The organism is Peptacetobacter sp. AB800, from assembly GCF_047807365.1.
Classification (GTDB): Bacteria; Bacillota; Clostridia; order Peptostreptococcales; family Peptostreptococcaceae; genus Peptacetobacter.
Map to the genome: position 1 here is coordinate 1 of NZ_JBLOUI010000053.1, position 15,058 is coordinate 15,058.

The window sequence follows — 15,058 nt, forward strand, 5'->3', positions numbered from 1 at the left end:
AGGATACACCTGTTCCCATTCCGAACACAGAAGTTAAGCTCTCTATCGCTGATGGTACTTGGGGCGAAGGCCCCTGGGAGAGTAGGACGTAGCCACGTAATCTTTTTTTATATTTAAAATTAATTAAAAATGAAAATAAGGAGATTTTATGAAGGGGATAACAGCAAATAGTACAATACAAGCCTTTTTAGATACCGGTATAGAAAAGATACCAACATTAATATATTCGTTAATATTTTTCTTTATTGGTTTAGCCATTGCTAAAATATGCAAAAGAATAGTTTCAAATATATTAGAAAAATATACAAGTGGAAAAGGAATAACAAACTTCATAGTATACGGGGTATACATATCTATAATTGTCGTTGTTGTATTAAACAGCTTAGATATGATAGGAATAAAAACGACTTCTGTAGTTACTATTGTAGGTGCAGCTGGATTCAGTATTGGTCTTGCATTTAAAGAATTACTATCAAATTTAGCATCTGGATTTATAATATTATTCTTTAAACCTTTTGATATAGGTGATTATATACAAGCATCAGATACTAATGTTGAGGGAACTGTTTCAGATATACAGATATTTAGTACTATACTAAAAACTCCGGATAATAAAACTATAATAATACCAAACTTCCAGATAACGAGTAACAATATAATAAACTACACACATCAAAATATAAGAAGAATAGATTTTTCATTCAATGTAGATTATGATACAAATATTGGAGTATTAAAAAATATTGTACAAGAAATATTTGAAGAGGACAAAAGAGTTCTTACGGATCCCAAACCTCTTATAGGAATAAATTCTATGGGAAATAAATCTATGGAATTTATAAGTAAGCCTTGGGTAAAAACAGAGGATTATTGGGATGCATATTACGAACTAATGGAAAAAATAAAAGAAAAATTTGATGAAAATGGAATTGTTCTTCCTCAAGTAAATGTAGTAGTAAAAGGAAAATAATAATTTAAACTTTGTAAGAAAATAAAAATAGACTAAAAATTCTTTTTTTTCTCTTGAAAAATGAAGATTATTATAATATAATTGGATACATAATAGTAAAAGGCAATGAAGGAGCTAAGTAAAAGACAGTTCTGTTTACAGAGAGTGAGTGGTCGGTGTGAACTCATATCAGTGGTTTTTGAATCTACTCTGGAGCTTCTAATCTGAAATAAGTTAGACGTATTCCTACGTTACAGGATTTTGAGAGGAATGTGCATTTATAGGTGCATTCAATTAGGGTGGCAACGCGGATAACAGATTTTCGTCCCTTTTGTAAGGGGTGAAAATCTTTTTTTATACAAAAAAACGCCCCTGAAAAACCAAATCTGTAAATTCAATACAATATAATTGAAAATTTTAGATGATTTTCAGAAATTTTAATTTGGGGAGGAGCAGAAAAATGCTAGATATCAAAAGAATAAGAGAAAATTTAGATGAAATCAAACAGGCTATGCAGATAAGAGGGGAAAAAGAATTCGACCTTGATGCAGTAGTAGCACTTGATGACCAGAGAAGAGATTTATTAAAAGAAGTTGAAGTATTAAAACAGGAATTAAATGTAGAATCTAAAAAAATACCTCAGCTAATAAAAGAAGGAAAAGACGTTACAGAAGATAAAGCTAGATTAAAAGAATTATCTGATAAAATAAAAGGAATAGACGTACAGGTTAAAGAAGTAGAAGACAAATTAAACTACACATTAATGAGAATACCAAACGTTCCTCATCCAGATGTACCACAGGGAGAAACTGATGAAGATAACGTAGAAGTTAAAAAATGGGGAGAACCTAGAAAATTTGACTTTGAACAGAAAGCTCACTGGGATATAGGAACTGATTTAGGAATATTAGACTTTGAAAGAGCTGGAAAAATAACTGGTTCAAGATTCACATTATACAAAGGTTTAGGAGCTAGATTAGAAAGATCTCTAATAAACTTCTTCCTAAACACTCACACAGCTGACCACGGATACACAGAAGTATTACCACCATTCATGGCTAACAGAGATAGCTTCTGCGGAACTGGACAGCTTCCAAAATTTGAAGAAGATATGTTCAAACTAGAAGGATTAGAATACTTCCTAGTACCAACAGCAGAAGTACCAGTAACAAACATACACAGAAATGAAATATTAACTGCAGATCAGTTACCAATAAAATACTGTGCATACACTCCATGTTTCAGATCAGAAGCAGGTTCTGCAGGTAGAGATACAAGAGGTCTAGTAAGACAGCATCAGTTCAACAAAGTTGAATTAGTTAAATTCGTATTACCAGAAAACTCTTATGATGAATTAGAAAAATTAACTATGGATGCAGAAGAAATACTTCAGTTATTAGGATTACCATACAGAAGAGTTAAAATATGTACTGGTGACTTAGGATTCACTGCAGCATTTAAATTTGACTTAGAAGTATGGATGCCAAGCTACGGAAGATACGTTGAAATATCTTCTTGCTCAAACTTCGAAGACTTCCAGGCTAGACGTGCTAACATAAAATTCAAAAGAGATAAAAAATCTAAAGCAGAATTCGTTCATACATTAAACGGATCAGGACTTGCAGTAGGTAGATGTTTAGCAGCTATACTTGAAAACTATCAGCAGGCTGATGGTTCAGTAGTAGTTCCAGAAGTATTAAGACCATACATGGGTGTAGATGTTATAAAATAATAAAATCTAAAATATAGTATATAAAGAACTGCCGAGAAATTGGTGGTTCTTTTTTATTGTATTTTTTAGAAGATAAATTATAGCATCTCTTTTTAAATATAATTTAATCCACAATAGGTATTGAAATAACATTAAATTTAAACTAAGCTAGATTATGTAATTACTAAAATAGTGAATAAAAATATACTCAAAAAATACAATAACAACAGAAAAAATTAAATATCCAAGTAAAAATAGTGGATAAGTGGATAAAATTTTTATGTTTTTAAAAATATAAACAAGAAAGGCTGTGGATAGAATTGAATAGAGAAAAATCTAAAGTTATATCTTTTGATATGGGAAATCGTGTAAAAGATGAAAAGATAGAAATAGTTAAAAGTAAGGAAGATGAAATACTAAATAAAGAGATTTTAGATATATACGACAAAGATTTTGAGAAGATAGGAACTGCTACCAGAGGAGAAATTCATGAAAAAGGACATATACACAAAGTAGTTCACTGTTGGTTTGAAGAGGATGCTGAAAATGGAAAATATTGCTATTTTCAACAAAGAGCAATGTATAAAAGTTACCCAGGTCTTTATGGAGTGATGGTAGGTGGTCATATAGATTCTGGAGAGGATATATATGAAGCACTTAAAAGAGAAATCTCAGAAGAGGCTGGGATAGTGGCTAAAGAAGAAAATATTTCATTTATCAATGAGATTTTTGAAAATATAGTTGACGGAGATTTTATAGATAATGAAATTTGTGAGGTATATAGATATAAAGTGGATGAAGATACAGTATTTAATCCTAACAAAGAAGTTGCAAAAGTTGTAAGAATGAATGAAGAAGAATATAAAAAGTGCGTATTTGGAATAACTGAAACCGTTGAAGCTGAAGTTGTAGCTGTGTCCAATCAGAAGGGAATGAAAGAATATGCAGTAGGTGATAAATTCCTTATAAATACAGAGGATTTCTGCGAGTATGATCGCCAGTATGTAAGAATGGTTACAGGAATGAGTGACGACGAATACTTTATGATGGAGGCACTTAGAGAAGCTAAGAAGGCCTATGATAAAGAGGAAACTCCAATCGGTGCGGTAATCGTAAAGGATGGCGAGATAATAGGAAGAGGACACAATTTAACAGAGCATTTAAAAGATGCAACTGCTCATTCCGAAATACTTGCGATAAAGAATGCGGCTAAGAAACTAAAGGGATGGAGATTGTTTGGCTGCAAGATGTACGTAACTATGGAGCCTTGTATAATGTGCTGTGGAGCTATTGTGAATTCGAGAATCAGAGAAGTTGTTATAGGAGCTAAGAGAGTAAAGAATGCCAAGATAGAGAAACAGTCTGATTTTAAGAAAGAGTATTTTGATGACTCTAAAGTTGAGTACAAGTATGGGGTGCTAGAAGAGGAATGTGCTGGGATGCTAGGAAGTTTCTTTAAAAGATTGAGATGATAAAAAATAACCCTACATTTAGAAGTAATTTCTATTTGTAGGGTTATTTTATCTTATGGAAGATTATCCTCAATTACTGTATTAAAACTATTGTAAACTTCTTTGAACATATCATCAATTTTTTCTTTATAAGAAGAATAATAATCTAAATTGCAATCCATATAACAAGTTATTATATTTCCAGGTCTTACTTTGCAACGAACTATAGAAATTTTATTATCATTTTTATATACAATACAAATTTTATCATTCTTTATATCACTATAAACAACATTTCCGTTAGCATTCAGTTTATTGAAATAAGATGAAATATTATCTTCGTCTAAATTATGCTTATAGCCAAGATTTAAATAAAGATTTCCATCTAAAGACTTAAATTCAACATTTTTTCCATTTAAAGGAACTCTACCAGGTTTCATAAAATCGGGATAATTTACACTTCCACAAAGATGATGAACCTTGTTGTATTCTACTGTATTATCAATTGTTTTATTATTAATAATATTTCTTCCTTCAATTGTACAATATTGAGTATCATAGCTTTTTCCTTCAATATAATCGCCAAGAAGAATTAATTTAGAAAAAGGTGGAACTTCGGGTAAATCTTCATTTAATCCACTTTCATCTATTGTAGCAACCTGTAATTTATTACCGTTAGACAACACACTATCAGAATTACTACTATGATTATTAACAGCAACATCTTTCTTCTGTTCACCGTTACCATCTAAATTAGCTACAAAAGCTTTATAAACATCTGTAACTATACCATCAAACTCATCTAAATATTCAACTGGATAAATCATCATAAAACTAAAAATATCACTTCCTAAAAGAATACTAGACTTATAATATTCAAAATTATTATTAGTTCCAGATATACTAAAACGAATATCTTTATAACTATCATAATTAATATTTTTTAGACTCGACATATCATAATTATAAAGATTCTTAAAATTCGTACCAGACTTTTCCTTATATACTTTTAAAGATACTGAATTATCTTGAGTAGCTAAAGTAATATAATTATCGCCTTCTTTAGAAACACCTAAAAAACTAGGATAATTAAATGATAATCCTTCAAAATTATAACGATTATAAACAACATTAGAAAAATCTATACTATCACAAGAAGCAGCAGAACTAGAATCATCAGATTCTTTAATATCTTTACTTTTACAAGCAACTAGATTAAAAGACAATATAAAACATAGAGTTAATATTGTAATTTTTTTAAAATACTTCATAATCTACCTCCTAAAGCCCACCATTATGTCTAAATGAAGCTTTCATATTTTCAAAAATATCTAATAACATTTTTTCGTTATTATAATAAAAATCAGGTTCAACAGAAAGTGAAACATAATCATTTTCATCTTCATCTATGTAGTGAATTTCCATAGAAACATGAGAACGTGGTTGAGAACCAGCTTCTATTATATAAAGAAAATTATCTGAAAGCTCTTTTTTAATAATACTAGAGTATTCATTGTCTGCACCGTATTTATTAAAGAAAGCAACTGCATTAGGACAAGCATCAGGCTCTAAATTTTCTGTAGATATAACAGAAAACTCAGCAAATCCAGCTTCATTTTCATTAGTTCTAAAATTAACTCCATATTTGGCATCTGGAACCATTAAAAATTGTAGGAAATCAGGATATTTAACAGAGCAACCGTCTATAGTAACTGTATTATATCCAAAATCACCATCAATGTGAGAAGTTCCATATACATCCTTACCTACAACAGAGCAATAATCTATATCATACTTTTTATTTTTATCGTAATTACCTAAAAATGTAATCTCATCCTCATCAGAAATAGAGATAATCTTATCCTTTCCATCTGGTCTAGGAAGGCTTGAACTATTACTCTCTTCATCAAGGAATTCATCAGGACCTGCGAACTTAACAAAACTATGATACACTCTAGTAACTATTGGATCAAACTCTTTTTCATATTTCTTAGGATATACCATCAATAGGTTTTGAAGATAATATCCATCTGCACCCTCAAAAATAATTGAGCATTTGTAGTATACAGTCTTTTCGTCATCTCCAGATATTCTGTACTCATAGTCTTCAAATACATTAAATCCAACATTTTCAGAATTAGCTAAATCCTTATCATAAACAGCTTTGAAATCTGAAACCTTTCCAGCGTATTCTACGCTCATATAGCAAGACTTATTAGCAGTGAAAAATTCAACTTTGTTGCCATCTGAAGAATCAGAAGTATACTCTAAAAAATCAGGTACATCAAAAGTAATGCCGTTAAAACCACCGTAGTCATTATAGACGACATTTGAAAAATCAATAGACTCGCAGTCTGAATAATTTTCATCAGAAGAACTCTGATTCTGTGAAGTAGATTTCTTTGAGTTTTTAGAAATATCTTTAGATGCACAAGCAGAAAGATTAAATGCTAAAAGAGTAGCAAGAGAAATTGAAATAAATTTTTTAAACATAACAATCACCTCTATTTGTATTAATATTACAATTTAAGGTTATCATAAAATATATTTAATTACAATTACGATAAAAATTACTAAAGATGATGACATAAAAAATAAGGTATACATAACATCATATGCAATTACGCAATATAGATGATATATATACCTTATTTTTCTGTATAATTACATTTTCAAAAAATAATAAAGCCCCAGGAAAAAATGTGTGGAATTCCCGGAGCTTTGAGAAAAGAAATAAAAAAGAGTTGTATAAAATAATACTAGTACATTATAACACATAAAAAAGGTAAATGTAAACAAAATATAAGAATTGTTTATGGGCAAATAAAAAACGAGGAAAATATTGAAATTTCAACAATAAATAATCCTCGTCTAAAAAACAAAAATAATTATAAAAAAAATATATAACAAATAAAATTGAGATAGTAAAAATTTATCTATCAATTAAGCTAATCTAAAAGTGAAATTATCTATAAGTCTAGTTTTACCTATATAAACAGCTATAGCAACTAAAACATCTCTTTCAACAGATTCTACAGGCTGAAGAGTTTCGCTATCAACTATTTCTATATAATCTGCTTTAGCTAGAGGTTCTGCATTTATTTCACTTTCTATAAGGTCTCTTATTTCACTTACACATCTTAAACCGTCTTCCATAGCAGATTTAGCTTTTGTAAGGCTTCTATTAAGTACAAGAGCAGCTACTCTTTCTTCAGGTGAAAGATAAGTATTTCTTGAGCTCTTAGCAAGACCGTCAGCTTCTCTAACTATTGGGCATCCTACTATTTCAACATCCATACTTAAATCTCTAACCATTCTTTTTATTATGGCTAGCTGCTGAGCATCTTTTTCACCGAAGTATGCTCTATCAGGAGTAACTATATTTAAGAATTTAGAAACAACTAAGCAAACTCCACCGAAATGAACTGGTCTTTTAGCTCCACATAAACCTTTTGATAATCCTTCAACATTTACAGTTGTGCATTTATCAGGGAAGTACATTTCTTCTGGTTCTGGATTAAAAACTAAATTAGCTCCAGCATCTGTACAAAGAGCGTAGTCTTTCTGTATATCTCTTGGATAATCTTCGTAATCTTCATTTGGTCCGAACTGAGTTGGGTTTACGAATACGCTGACAACTACTCTATCGTTTTCTGAAACAGCTTTTTCTATTAATGATCTATGTCCTTCGTGAAGATATCCCATAGTAGGTACGTATCCTACAGTAAGTCCTTCTTTTCTCCAGGCTTTAACCTGTTCTCTAACTTCTTTTATTGTATGTACTAACATCTTAATTCTCCAATCTAATTTTTTATAAAGTTGTAATCTTATATTTTATATTATTAATAAAGTTTTTTAAGTTCTTCTTCATCTATTTTGAAAGTATGTTTCTGTTCTGGGAATGAGCAGTTTTCAACTTCTTCTATATATTCACATATAGCATCTCTCATAACTTTACCAGTATTAGCATACTGTTTAACGAATTTTGGAACGAAGTCGTCAAACATTCCAAGCATATCCTGATAAACAAGTATCTGTCCGTCGCAATCAACACCAGCACCGATTCCTATAGTAGGGATTGAAACAGCTTCAGTTATTAATTTTGCTATTGCGGCAGGAACACCTTCAAGTACTATTGAGAAAGCTCCAGCTTCTTCAAGAAGTTTAGCGTCTTCTATTAATTGTCTAGCTGCTTCTTCAGTTTTTCCCTGAACTTTGAATCCACCAAATGCGTTAACAGACTGAGGAGTAAGTCCTAAATGTCCCATAACTGGTATCTGAGCATCTACTATCGCTTTAACCTGTTTAGCTACAGTTGCTCCACCTTCAAGTTTAACTGCGTGTGCGCCACCTTCTTTTACGATTCTACCTGCATTTCTTACAGCATCTTCTATAGATACATGGTATGAAAGGAATGGCATATCTCCAACTATTAATGCATTTTTAGCACCTTTTTTAACTGCTCTAGTGTGGTAGATTATGTCTTCAACAGTAACTCCAAGAGTATCTTCATCTCCTTTGATAACCATACCAAGAGAGTCACCAACTAATATTCCGTTTATTCCGCAGCTATCTATTATTTTAGCCATTGAATAGTCGTATGCAGTTAACATACTTAATTTTTTACCTTCTTCTTTTGCTTTTTTGAATGATAATACAGTGTTTTTCATTATTCTATTCCTCCGAGTAATTTTAAAAGTTCGCTATATTTTTCTGATGATTGTACAAGCTTTTCAAGAGAGTCTTTGTTTTCACCAAATTCTCTTTCAGCTTTAAGTTTTAATAAATTCATAGAAAGATTTTTATATATTTCTATATCACTATCCTTTAATACAGATAGATGTTTTTCTACAGGAGATACATCACCTCTAGCAACAGGTCCTGTCAAGGAAAGTCTATATCCTTTTTCTTTTATATTGTTTATATTTCCTGTAATAAGAGGGTAAAGTGCTTCAAAAGCTTCAGTTTCAGAAAGTCCCAAATCTGTTAGATATCCAGTTCCAATATTGAAAAGAGATAGAGCTAGATTTGAAACAACTACACTTGCTAAATGGTACTTAGCAGATGAATCTGATCCTCTAGTGAAGTATTTATTGCCTAAAGAATCCATAAGTTTTATAACATCTGAGTCCTTAGATACATTTTTACCTTCTACAGAGAAATATACGTTATTTAATTGTTCTAAGTCTGTGAATTTATTAGAAAATGCAAACATTGGATGTATAGAATAGATTGATGCACCTGAATTTTCTGCACTAGAAAGAACATCTGATGGAATAGAGCCACTTGTATGGCAAACTGATTTTCCAGTCAGATTGTATTTTGAGATTTGATTGTTTATTTCTGAAATTATGTCGTCGGGAGTTGTAATTATTATAATATTACTTTTATTGATTAAATCTTCTAAGTTTGAAAAAGCTATAGAGTCTGTTAGACTAGCAGCTTCGTTTAATGAATCTGGATTACGTCCGTAAAAACCAGAGATATTTATATTTTTATTTTTAAAATATCTAGCGAGTGAAACGCCAACTTTTCCAGGTCCGATAAATCCTATAGACATAATGGTATCACCTCCAAACTAGTGTGATCCAAATCCCGATTTTCAGAAATATTTTTTAATGCTTAAAAATAGGTACAGTTCTATAATATAGATACTATCCAAATAATATTTTAGCACCATAATTATTCAATAACAATATGAAGGAACAAAGTAACGTTGTCAAAAGAAATATAAATTATAACTATTATTGAATAAATAAAAATTTGAACTTATGATAGAAACAACTTTTTTTATTTTTCCTTGATGAAAGTATTTGTTTATGATATCATAGTATAGTAATTCACAATGACATTTTTAATAAAAAGTGTTTTTTGATAATTAAATACGGTTATAATTTTGCTGTACTAGATGGGGAGGTAGCGGCACCCTGTAACCTGCAATCCGCTATAGCAGGGTTGAACTCCATCTGGAGGATTTGTAATTGAAGTGCAGTCTTTATTTACTTGGTGTTGACGCTCAGGTCCTGGGCAATGGAAGCTTGTGAATCCCGTCAGATCTGGAAGGAAGCAGCGGTAAGCAATCCCTTCTGTGTGACTCAGGGATGCCTTGGCTGAGCTAAGTGATAAGGCAACGGCTTTGAGGAAAAGACGATAGATGGTGTACAGCTTATTTTTTTAATAGCAAATCCCTTATTATATTAATGAAGGGATTTTTTTTATTCTTATATTACAAATAGTAATAATGGATAAATTTAGAAGAAATTATGATATTTTGATTAAACAATAATTTATTATAAAGGGGTGTGGTATATGCATAAGGCATTGTACAGAGAATATAGACCTCAAAAGTTTTCTGATGTTGTAGGACAGGAACATATTATTAGAACATTAAAAAATGAGATAATGTCGGGAAATATTGCACACGCATACATGTTCAGTGGGACAAGAGGTACTGGTAAAACTACAGCAGCAAAGATTTTTGCTAGAGCTGTAAACTGTTTAAATCCTAAAGATGGGGAGCCATGTAATGAGTGTGAGTCTTGTAGAGCGATATTAAATGATAGCACTGTAGATATTTTTGAGATAGATGCAGCGTCAAATAATAGCGTCGATGATGTTAGAGAGATTAGGGAGAGTGTAAAATATACTCCAGCAAATTCTAAATACAAGGTATATATTATAGACGAGGCTCATATGCTTTCAAAAGGTGCTAGTAACGCGCTTTTAAAGACAATTGAAGAGCCACCAGAGTATGTAGTGTTTATTTTTGCAACTACAGAGCCTAATAAGATGATTCCTACAGTTCTTTCTAGATGTCAGAGATTTGATTTTAAGAGAATTACTGTAGAAGAGATGAAAGAAAGAATGAGATACATATGCTCTAAAGAGGGAGTAGAAGTCGAGGAAGATGCACTTTCTGTTATAGCGAGAAACTCTCAGGGAGCACTTAGGGATGCGCTTAGTATTTTGGATAGATGTATTTTATTTGGAGATAAGCATTTAAAATACGAGGATGTTGTTGAAATTCTGGGTATTGTAAATGTAGATGAGATATTTGGCTTAGCAGATGATATTATAACGCACAATGTTGCAGCCGCACTTAAGAAGATAGATTCGTTTATTTCTATTGGTAAGGATATAGAGATTTTATCGTCTGAGCTACTTGAGCATATGAGAAATCTTATGATATGTTTAGCAGCTGGAGATAGTGCTAAAGAAATTATATCTGTTTCAGATGATGAGTTTGATAGAATGAAAAAAAGCATAGAAAATACAGATATTGATAATGTCATAAGAATTATAAATATTTTATCTGAGATTCAGAATAATTTAAAATACGCTACAGATAAGAGAACAATTTTTGAAGTAGGTATTATCAAGACTATTAAGCCTACTTATGATACAAATAAGGAAGCTCTTGAAGAGAGGGTTAAATATTTAGAGAAGATTATAGAAAGTGGCAATATAACAGTTTCTACAAGAAAAGCTGAGCTTTTAGATGGTGAAGATGTTTCTGATGAGGCTGAAGAAGAAATTGTTAAACCTAAAAAATCTAAGACGTCTCAGAGTAAGTCTAGCTCTAAGAAGTCCAAGAAATACGAAGAGATGAAGAGTGAAGACCTTAAAAAGATTGAGCGGCTTTGGGATAAGATTCTTGATAAGATGAAACAGGATAGAAAGATGCCTGTTAGAGCAATGCTTCTTGAAAAGAAAAATCTTAAAGAACACAATGGTGTGCTGTATATAATTTTTGGCGAAAAATTTGCTTTTGCTAAGAAGAGTTTGAGCGACCATGGAAATTCAGAGTATATAGAAAGTGTTGTTAAGGATATTGTTCATAAGAATTTTTCAGTTAAGGTTATTTTAGAGTCTGAAGCTGATATGATAAATATGGATATTGAAAAAGAAGAAGATAAGGGAGAGGAGCTACTAAAACAGGTTGTAGATCCGGAGCTTATTGAGGTAAGGGATAGTATGGACGAAGAATAAAATTTATTATTATTGCTTAAAGGTTGAATAAGTAATAAAATAAATTATGACTGAATTAGTACTGCTGATATAATCAGCTTACATAGAATATAATAAATAGAATAAATAATTTTTAATTAGGAGGAATTTGGAATGGCTAAAAAAGGATTCCCAGGTGGAATGCCTGGTATGGGCGGAATGAACATGAATAAAATGTTAAAACAGGCTCAGAAAATGCAGGAAGATATGGCAAAAGCTCAGAAAGAGTTAGAAGAAAAAGAAGTGGAAGCATCAGTTGGTGGAGGAGCTGTTACTGTTAAGGTAAACGGTAAGAAAGAACTAGTTTCTATAAGTATAAAAGAAGAAGTTGTAGATCCAGATGATGTTGAAATGTTAGAGGATTTAGTTTTAAGTGCTGTTAATGAGGCTCTTAGAAATATAGATAATCTTCAGGCTAATCAGATGAACAAACTTACAGGTGGAATGAATATACCAGGATTATTCTAGGTGATATGATGCAGGTATATACAGAACCGATTACTAGATTAATAGAGGAATTTTCAAAATTACCTGGAGTTGGAAGAAAGACAGCTCAGAGATTAGCTTTTCATGTTGTTAATATGAATAATAACGATGTTGAAGCATTGGCAAAGGCTATTGTCGATGCAAAGAGAGAGATTAGATACTGCTCGATTTGTTGTAATATAACAGATACAGATCCATGCAGTATGTGTTCAAATAAAAATAGAGATAAGAGTGTTATTTGTGTTGTTGAGGACCCAAGAGATGTGGCAGCTATGGAGAGAACTAAGGACTATAATGGTCTTTATCATGTTCTTCATGGGGTTATTTCTCCAATGGATGGTGTGGGGCCAGATATGATTAAGATTAAGGAACTTTTGGTTAGACTTTCTAATCAGGATGTTAAAGAGATAATTATGGCTACCAATCCAACAGTTGAAGGTGAGGCTACAGCTATGTATATTGCTAGACTTGTTAAACCTATGGGTATAAAGGTCACTAGAATTGCACATGGGCTACCAGTAGGTGGGGATTTAGAGTATGCAGATGAGGTTACAATTTCAAAGGCACTTGAAGGAAGAAGAGAGATATAATGAATATCGGAAAAGAATACGATTTTGATGAAGGTTTAGCTATGGATATTATCACTAAAAAGAGAGTGAATAAACCAAAGCAGAAGGCATCTTCTAAGAAGAAGTATAAGAATGTTGAGGGTTCTTTTAGAAATAATGCTAAGAATTATCAGTATGATTATGAAGAGGATTATTATGAACCTGAGAATAAATAGTTTTAAATTTGAATAGTGTTAGATATTAAGAAAGGGACTGTTATCTATTAAGATTTCAGTCCCTTTTTTTAGTTATTCTGTTCTTTTATTGCTTCTTCGTTTTCTATTATTTCCTGAGATAGGTTGGCTATGTTTTGAGCTGAGTTTACTTTTTTGATAGATTCGATATTTTTCTTTAGAAGCTCAACTCTTTCAGGATAGTCTAGTAATACTTTTACTAGTACTGGTAGTGTGTATTTTTTTGTTACTCTTATTACAGCGCCACAGTTTGAAAGGAAGTCTAGGTTTTCTTCTTCTTGTCCTGGTATGTAATAAGGTACTATCATAGGAATTCCTTTAAGTAATGTTTCTGTAGTAGTTAGTCCACCGGGTTTTGTGACTATTAAGTCTGCAGCATATAGTATGTCATTCATTTTATCTGTAAATCCAAGAACCTGTACATTTTTGTTGTGTTCTGTTGTGGCTAATCTTCTATCAATTTTTTCTTTTAAGGCTTTGTTTCTTCCAGTTATTACTAAAATTTGGAAATCTCTATTTATTTCCAAAAGTTCGTCTAGTGTTTCTTTTATGTTTCCTGCTCCAAAGCTACCACCCATTAAGACTATTGTCTTCTTTTCAGGATTTAGGTTTAATTCATTTAAGATAGTTTCTTTATCTCTGTGAAGTAAGAAAGATTTTTCCACTGGTATTCCATATGGTTTTATTTTTTCTGGTTCTTCCCCTTCAGATACTAAAAGTTCTTTTACATATTCATGTCCTACTATATAGTAGTCTATTTCGTTTTGTATATGTGTTGAGTGAACTGTGTAATCTGTAAGTATAGAAATTAATGGTGGTACTTCTACGGGATCTTCAGACCAATGGAAGTAGCTAGAAAGTTCTTCTATTTCATTAGATGAGTTTTCTGCAAGTTTTTTATCGTTCGATATTTTTTTTAGTTTACACAATGCAATCATAGGGAATGGATGTGTCCCTATAATTAGGCTAGGTTCTTCAGTTTTTATTAAAGTTTTTAATTTTCTTGCTAATAAAGATGTTAGAGGATTGTCTTTGTATTCGTTTTTTGAAACAAGCTCTGAATCTGAAAGTCTATATATACTTCCATAAGCTTCTGGAGTGTACATAGCAGATTTTTCGTATCCTCTTGATATTAACTTATCAGTAAAACTATTTATCAATTTTAAGCTGTCTATTATTTTACATTCAATTGGTTCACCATTTATATTTTTTAATTCAAGTTCTTCTTGAATTGCTTTAGCAGCGCGGTTATGTCCACCACCTGTAGAAGCTGACATAATAAGTACTTTTTTCATAAAATCCTCCTATATTTCAACAAATAGATTAATTTTATAAAAGTATTTGCTGATTAAAAATAGACATTTTACTTGTCTAAAAATATTTTTATTCATTAATTCAATATTAAATCTAATACAATAATAAAAAAATTACAAGTAATATGAACGAAATATCATATTGGAAAAATAGAAGTTTTTAAGTGTAAAATAAATAATTTTAAAAAAGATAAAAAAAGTTTTAAAAAAGTGTTGACGTAAAATGTGAAAGCTGATATTATAATACTTGTCCTTGAGAGAGGGCAAGAAAATAAAAAACAAAACGAAAGTTTTAAATGAACTTTGAAAACTGAACAGCAGATATATTTAGTTCGAACA

General features: G+C 31.1%; 13 protein-coding genes, 1 rRNA gene, 1 other RNA gene and 1 other annotated feature. Of the genes, 9 read left to right on the forward strand and 6 right to left on the reverse strand.

Features of this window, described 5'->3' with window-relative positions:
- The 4 genes from rrf to ACK2WN_RS11025 all read left to right on the forward strand — a co-directional run.
- Nucleotides 1-98 (forward strand): 5S ribosomal RNA (gene rrf, locus ACK2WN_RS11010); the annotation flags it as partial.
- Between the two features lie 50 nt (nt 99-148).
- Nucleotides 149-970 carry a mechanosensitive ion channel family protein gene (locus tag ACK2WN_RS11015; RefSeq protein WP_416155588.1) on the forward strand — a complete coding sequence of 274 codons (822 nt, stop codon included), beginning with the start codon at nt 149-151 and terminating at the stop codon, nt 968-970.
- A 96-nt stretch (nt 971-1,066) separates the two neighbouring features.
- Nucleotides 1,067-1,282, forward strand: a binding site (T-box leader).
- Nucleotides 1,283-1,409: 127 nt separating this feature from the next.
- Nucleotides 1,410-2,681, forward strand: coding sequence for a serine--tRNA ligase (gene serS / locus ACK2WN_RS11020; protein WP_006441208.1), 1,272 nt, complete (start codon nt 1,410-1,412; stop codon nt 2,679-2,681).
- 299 nt (nt 2,682-2,980) lie between these two features.
- Nucleotides 2,981-4,132, forward strand: coding sequence for a deaminase (locus ACK2WN_RS11025; protein WP_416155589.1), 1,152 nt, complete (start codon nt 2,981-2,983; stop codon nt 4,130-4,132).
- 53 nt (nt 4,133-4,185) lie between these two features.
- On the opposite strand, the gene ACK2WN_RS11030 is transcribed toward ACK2WN_RS11025, so the two are convergent.
- The 5 genes from ACK2WN_RS11030 to ACK2WN_RS11050 form a co-directional block, all read right to left on the reverse strand.
- Nucleotides 4,186-5,382 carry a hypothetical protein gene (locus tag ACK2WN_RS11030; protein WP_416155590.1) on the reverse strand — a complete coding sequence of 399 codons (1,197 nt, stop codon included), beginning with the start codon at nt 5,380-5,382 and terminating at the stop codon, nt 4,186-4,188.
- Between the two features lie 10 nt (nt 5,383-5,392).
- Nucleotides 5,393-6,604: a hypothetical protein gene (locus ACK2WN_RS11035; RefSeq protein ID WP_416155591.1), complete on the reverse strand. Its 1,212-nt coding sequence runs from the start codon at nt 6,602-6,604 to the stop codon at nt 5,393-5,395.
- A 450-nt stretch (nt 6,605-7,054) separates the two neighbouring features.
- Nucleotides 7,055-7,900 carry a pantoate--beta-alanine ligase gene (gene panC, locus ACK2WN_RS11040; RefSeq protein WP_300530556.1) on the reverse strand — a complete coding sequence of 282 codons (846 nt, stop codon included), beginning with the start codon at nt 7,898-7,900 and terminating at the stop codon, nt 7,055-7,057.
- A gap of 53 nt (nt 7,901-7,953) precedes the next feature.
- A complete protein-coding gene (gene panB / locus ACK2WN_RS11045) occupies nt 7,954-8,781 on the reverse strand; it encodes a 3-methyl-2-oxobutanoate hydroxymethyltransferase (protein WP_300530558.1) in 828 nt (275 codons plus the stop codon).
- Nucleotides 8,781-9,671, reverse strand: a complete 891-nt coding sequence (locus tag ACK2WN_RS11050) for a Rossmann-like and DUF2520 domain-containing protein (protein WP_416155592.1) — start codon at nt 9,669-9,671, stop codon at nt 8,781-8,783. The genes panB and ACK2WN_RS11050 overlap by 1 nt, the downstream gene beginning before the upstream one ends.
- 339 nt (nt 9,672-10,010) lie before the next feature.
- Between ACK2WN_RS11050 and ffs the strand changes: the two genes are divergently transcribed.
- The 5 genes from ffs to ACK2WN_RS11075 all read left to right on the forward strand — a co-directional run bounded on the left by ffs (nt 10,011) and on the right by ACK2WN_RS11075 (nt 13,388).
- Nucleotides 10,011-10,276, forward strand: an RNA gene (ffs, locus tag ACK2WN_RS11055) — signal recognition particle sRNA large type.
- Nucleotides 10,277-10,420: 144 nt separating this feature from the next.
- The gene (dnaX, locus tag ACK2WN_RS11060; RefSeq protein ID WP_416155593.1) at nt 10,421-12,100 is read left to right on the forward strand and encodes a DNA polymerase III subunit gamma/tau; all 1,680 of its coding nucleotides are present in this window, start codon (nt 10,421-10,423) and stop codon (nt 12,098-12,100) included.
- Nucleotides 12,101-12,232: 132 nt separating this feature from the next.
- Nucleotides 12,233-12,586, forward strand: a complete 354-nt coding sequence (locus tag ACK2WN_RS11065) for a YbaB/EbfC family nucleoid-associated protein (protein ID WP_006441197.1) — start codon at nt 12,233-12,235, stop codon at nt 12,584-12,586.
- A gap of 8 nt (nt 12,587-12,594) precedes the next feature.
- Complete coding sequence (gene recR, locus ACK2WN_RS11070; RefSeq protein ID WP_040410758.1) at nt 12,595-13,194, forward strand: recombination mediator RecR; 600 nt, start codon at nt 12,595-12,597, stop codon at nt 13,192-13,194.
- Nucleotides 13,194-13,388, forward strand: coding sequence for a hypothetical protein (locus tag ACK2WN_RS11075; RefSeq protein WP_006441195.1), 195 nt, complete (start codon nt 13,194-13,196; stop codon nt 13,386-13,388). Before recR ends, ACK2WN_RS11075 begins: the two co-directional genes overlap by 1 nt.
- Before the next feature lie 68 nt (nt 13,389-13,456).
- Here ACK2WN_RS11075 and ACK2WN_RS11080 read toward each other — a convergent pair whose 3' ends face one another.
- Entirely contained in the window at nt 13,457-14,701 is a 1,245-nt protein-coding gene (locus tag ACK2WN_RS11080; RefSeq protein WP_300530568.1) for an MGDG synthase family glycosyltransferase, read from the reverse strand.
- Nucleotides 14,702-15,058 lie beyond the last annotated feature (357 nt).

What these genes read in the sequence shown, in the direction of transcription:
- ACK2WN_RS11015 (WP_416155588.1), top strand. Translation starts at nt 149, where the DNA reads ATGAAGGGGATAACAGCAAATAGTACAATACAAGCCTTTTTAGATACC.
- serS (WP_006441208.1), top strand. Translation starts at nt 1,410, where the DNA reads ATGCTAGATATCAAAAGAATAAGAGAAAATTTAGATGAAATCAAACAG.
- ACK2WN_RS11030 (WP_416155590.1), bottom strand. Translation starts at nt 5,382, where the DNA reads ATGAAGTATTTTAAAAAAATTACAATATTAACTCTATGTTTTATATTG.
- ACK2WN_RS11035 (WP_416155591.1), bottom strand. Translation starts at nt 6,604, where the DNA reads ATGTTTAAAAAATTTATTTCAATTTCTCTTGCTACTCTTTTAGCATTT.
- panC (WP_300530556.1), bottom strand. Translation starts at nt 7,900, where the DNA reads ATGTTAGTACATACAATAAAAGAAGTTAGAGAACAGGTTAAAGCCTGG.
- panB (WP_300530558.1), bottom strand. Translation starts at nt 8,781, where the DNA reads ATGAAAAACACTGTATTATCATTCAAAAAAGCAAAAGAAGAAGGTAAA.
- ACK2WN_RS11050 (WP_416155592.1), bottom strand. Translation starts at nt 9,671, where the DNA reads ATGTCTATAGGATTTATCGGACCTGGAAAAGTTGGCGTTTCACTCGCT.
- dnaX (WP_416155593.1), top strand. Translation starts at nt 10,421, where the DNA reads ATGCATAAGGCATTGTACAGAGAATATAGACCTCAAAAGTTTTCTGAT.
- ACK2WN_RS11065 (WP_006441197.1), top strand. Translation starts at nt 12,233, where the DNA reads ATGGCTAAAAAAGGATTCCCAGGTGGAATGCCTGGTATGGGCGGAATG.
- recR (WP_040410758.1), top strand. Translation starts at nt 12,595, where the DNA reads ATGCAGGTATATACAGAACCGATTACTAGATTAATAGAGGAATTTTCA.
- ACK2WN_RS11075 (WP_006441195.1), top strand. Translation starts at nt 13,194, where the DNA reads ATGAATATCGGAAAAGAATACGATTTTGATGAAGGTTTAGCTATGGAT.
- ACK2WN_RS11080 (WP_300530568.1), bottom strand. Translation starts at nt 14,701, where the DNA reads ATGAAAAAAGTACTTATTATGTCAGCTTCTACAGGTGGTGGACATAAC.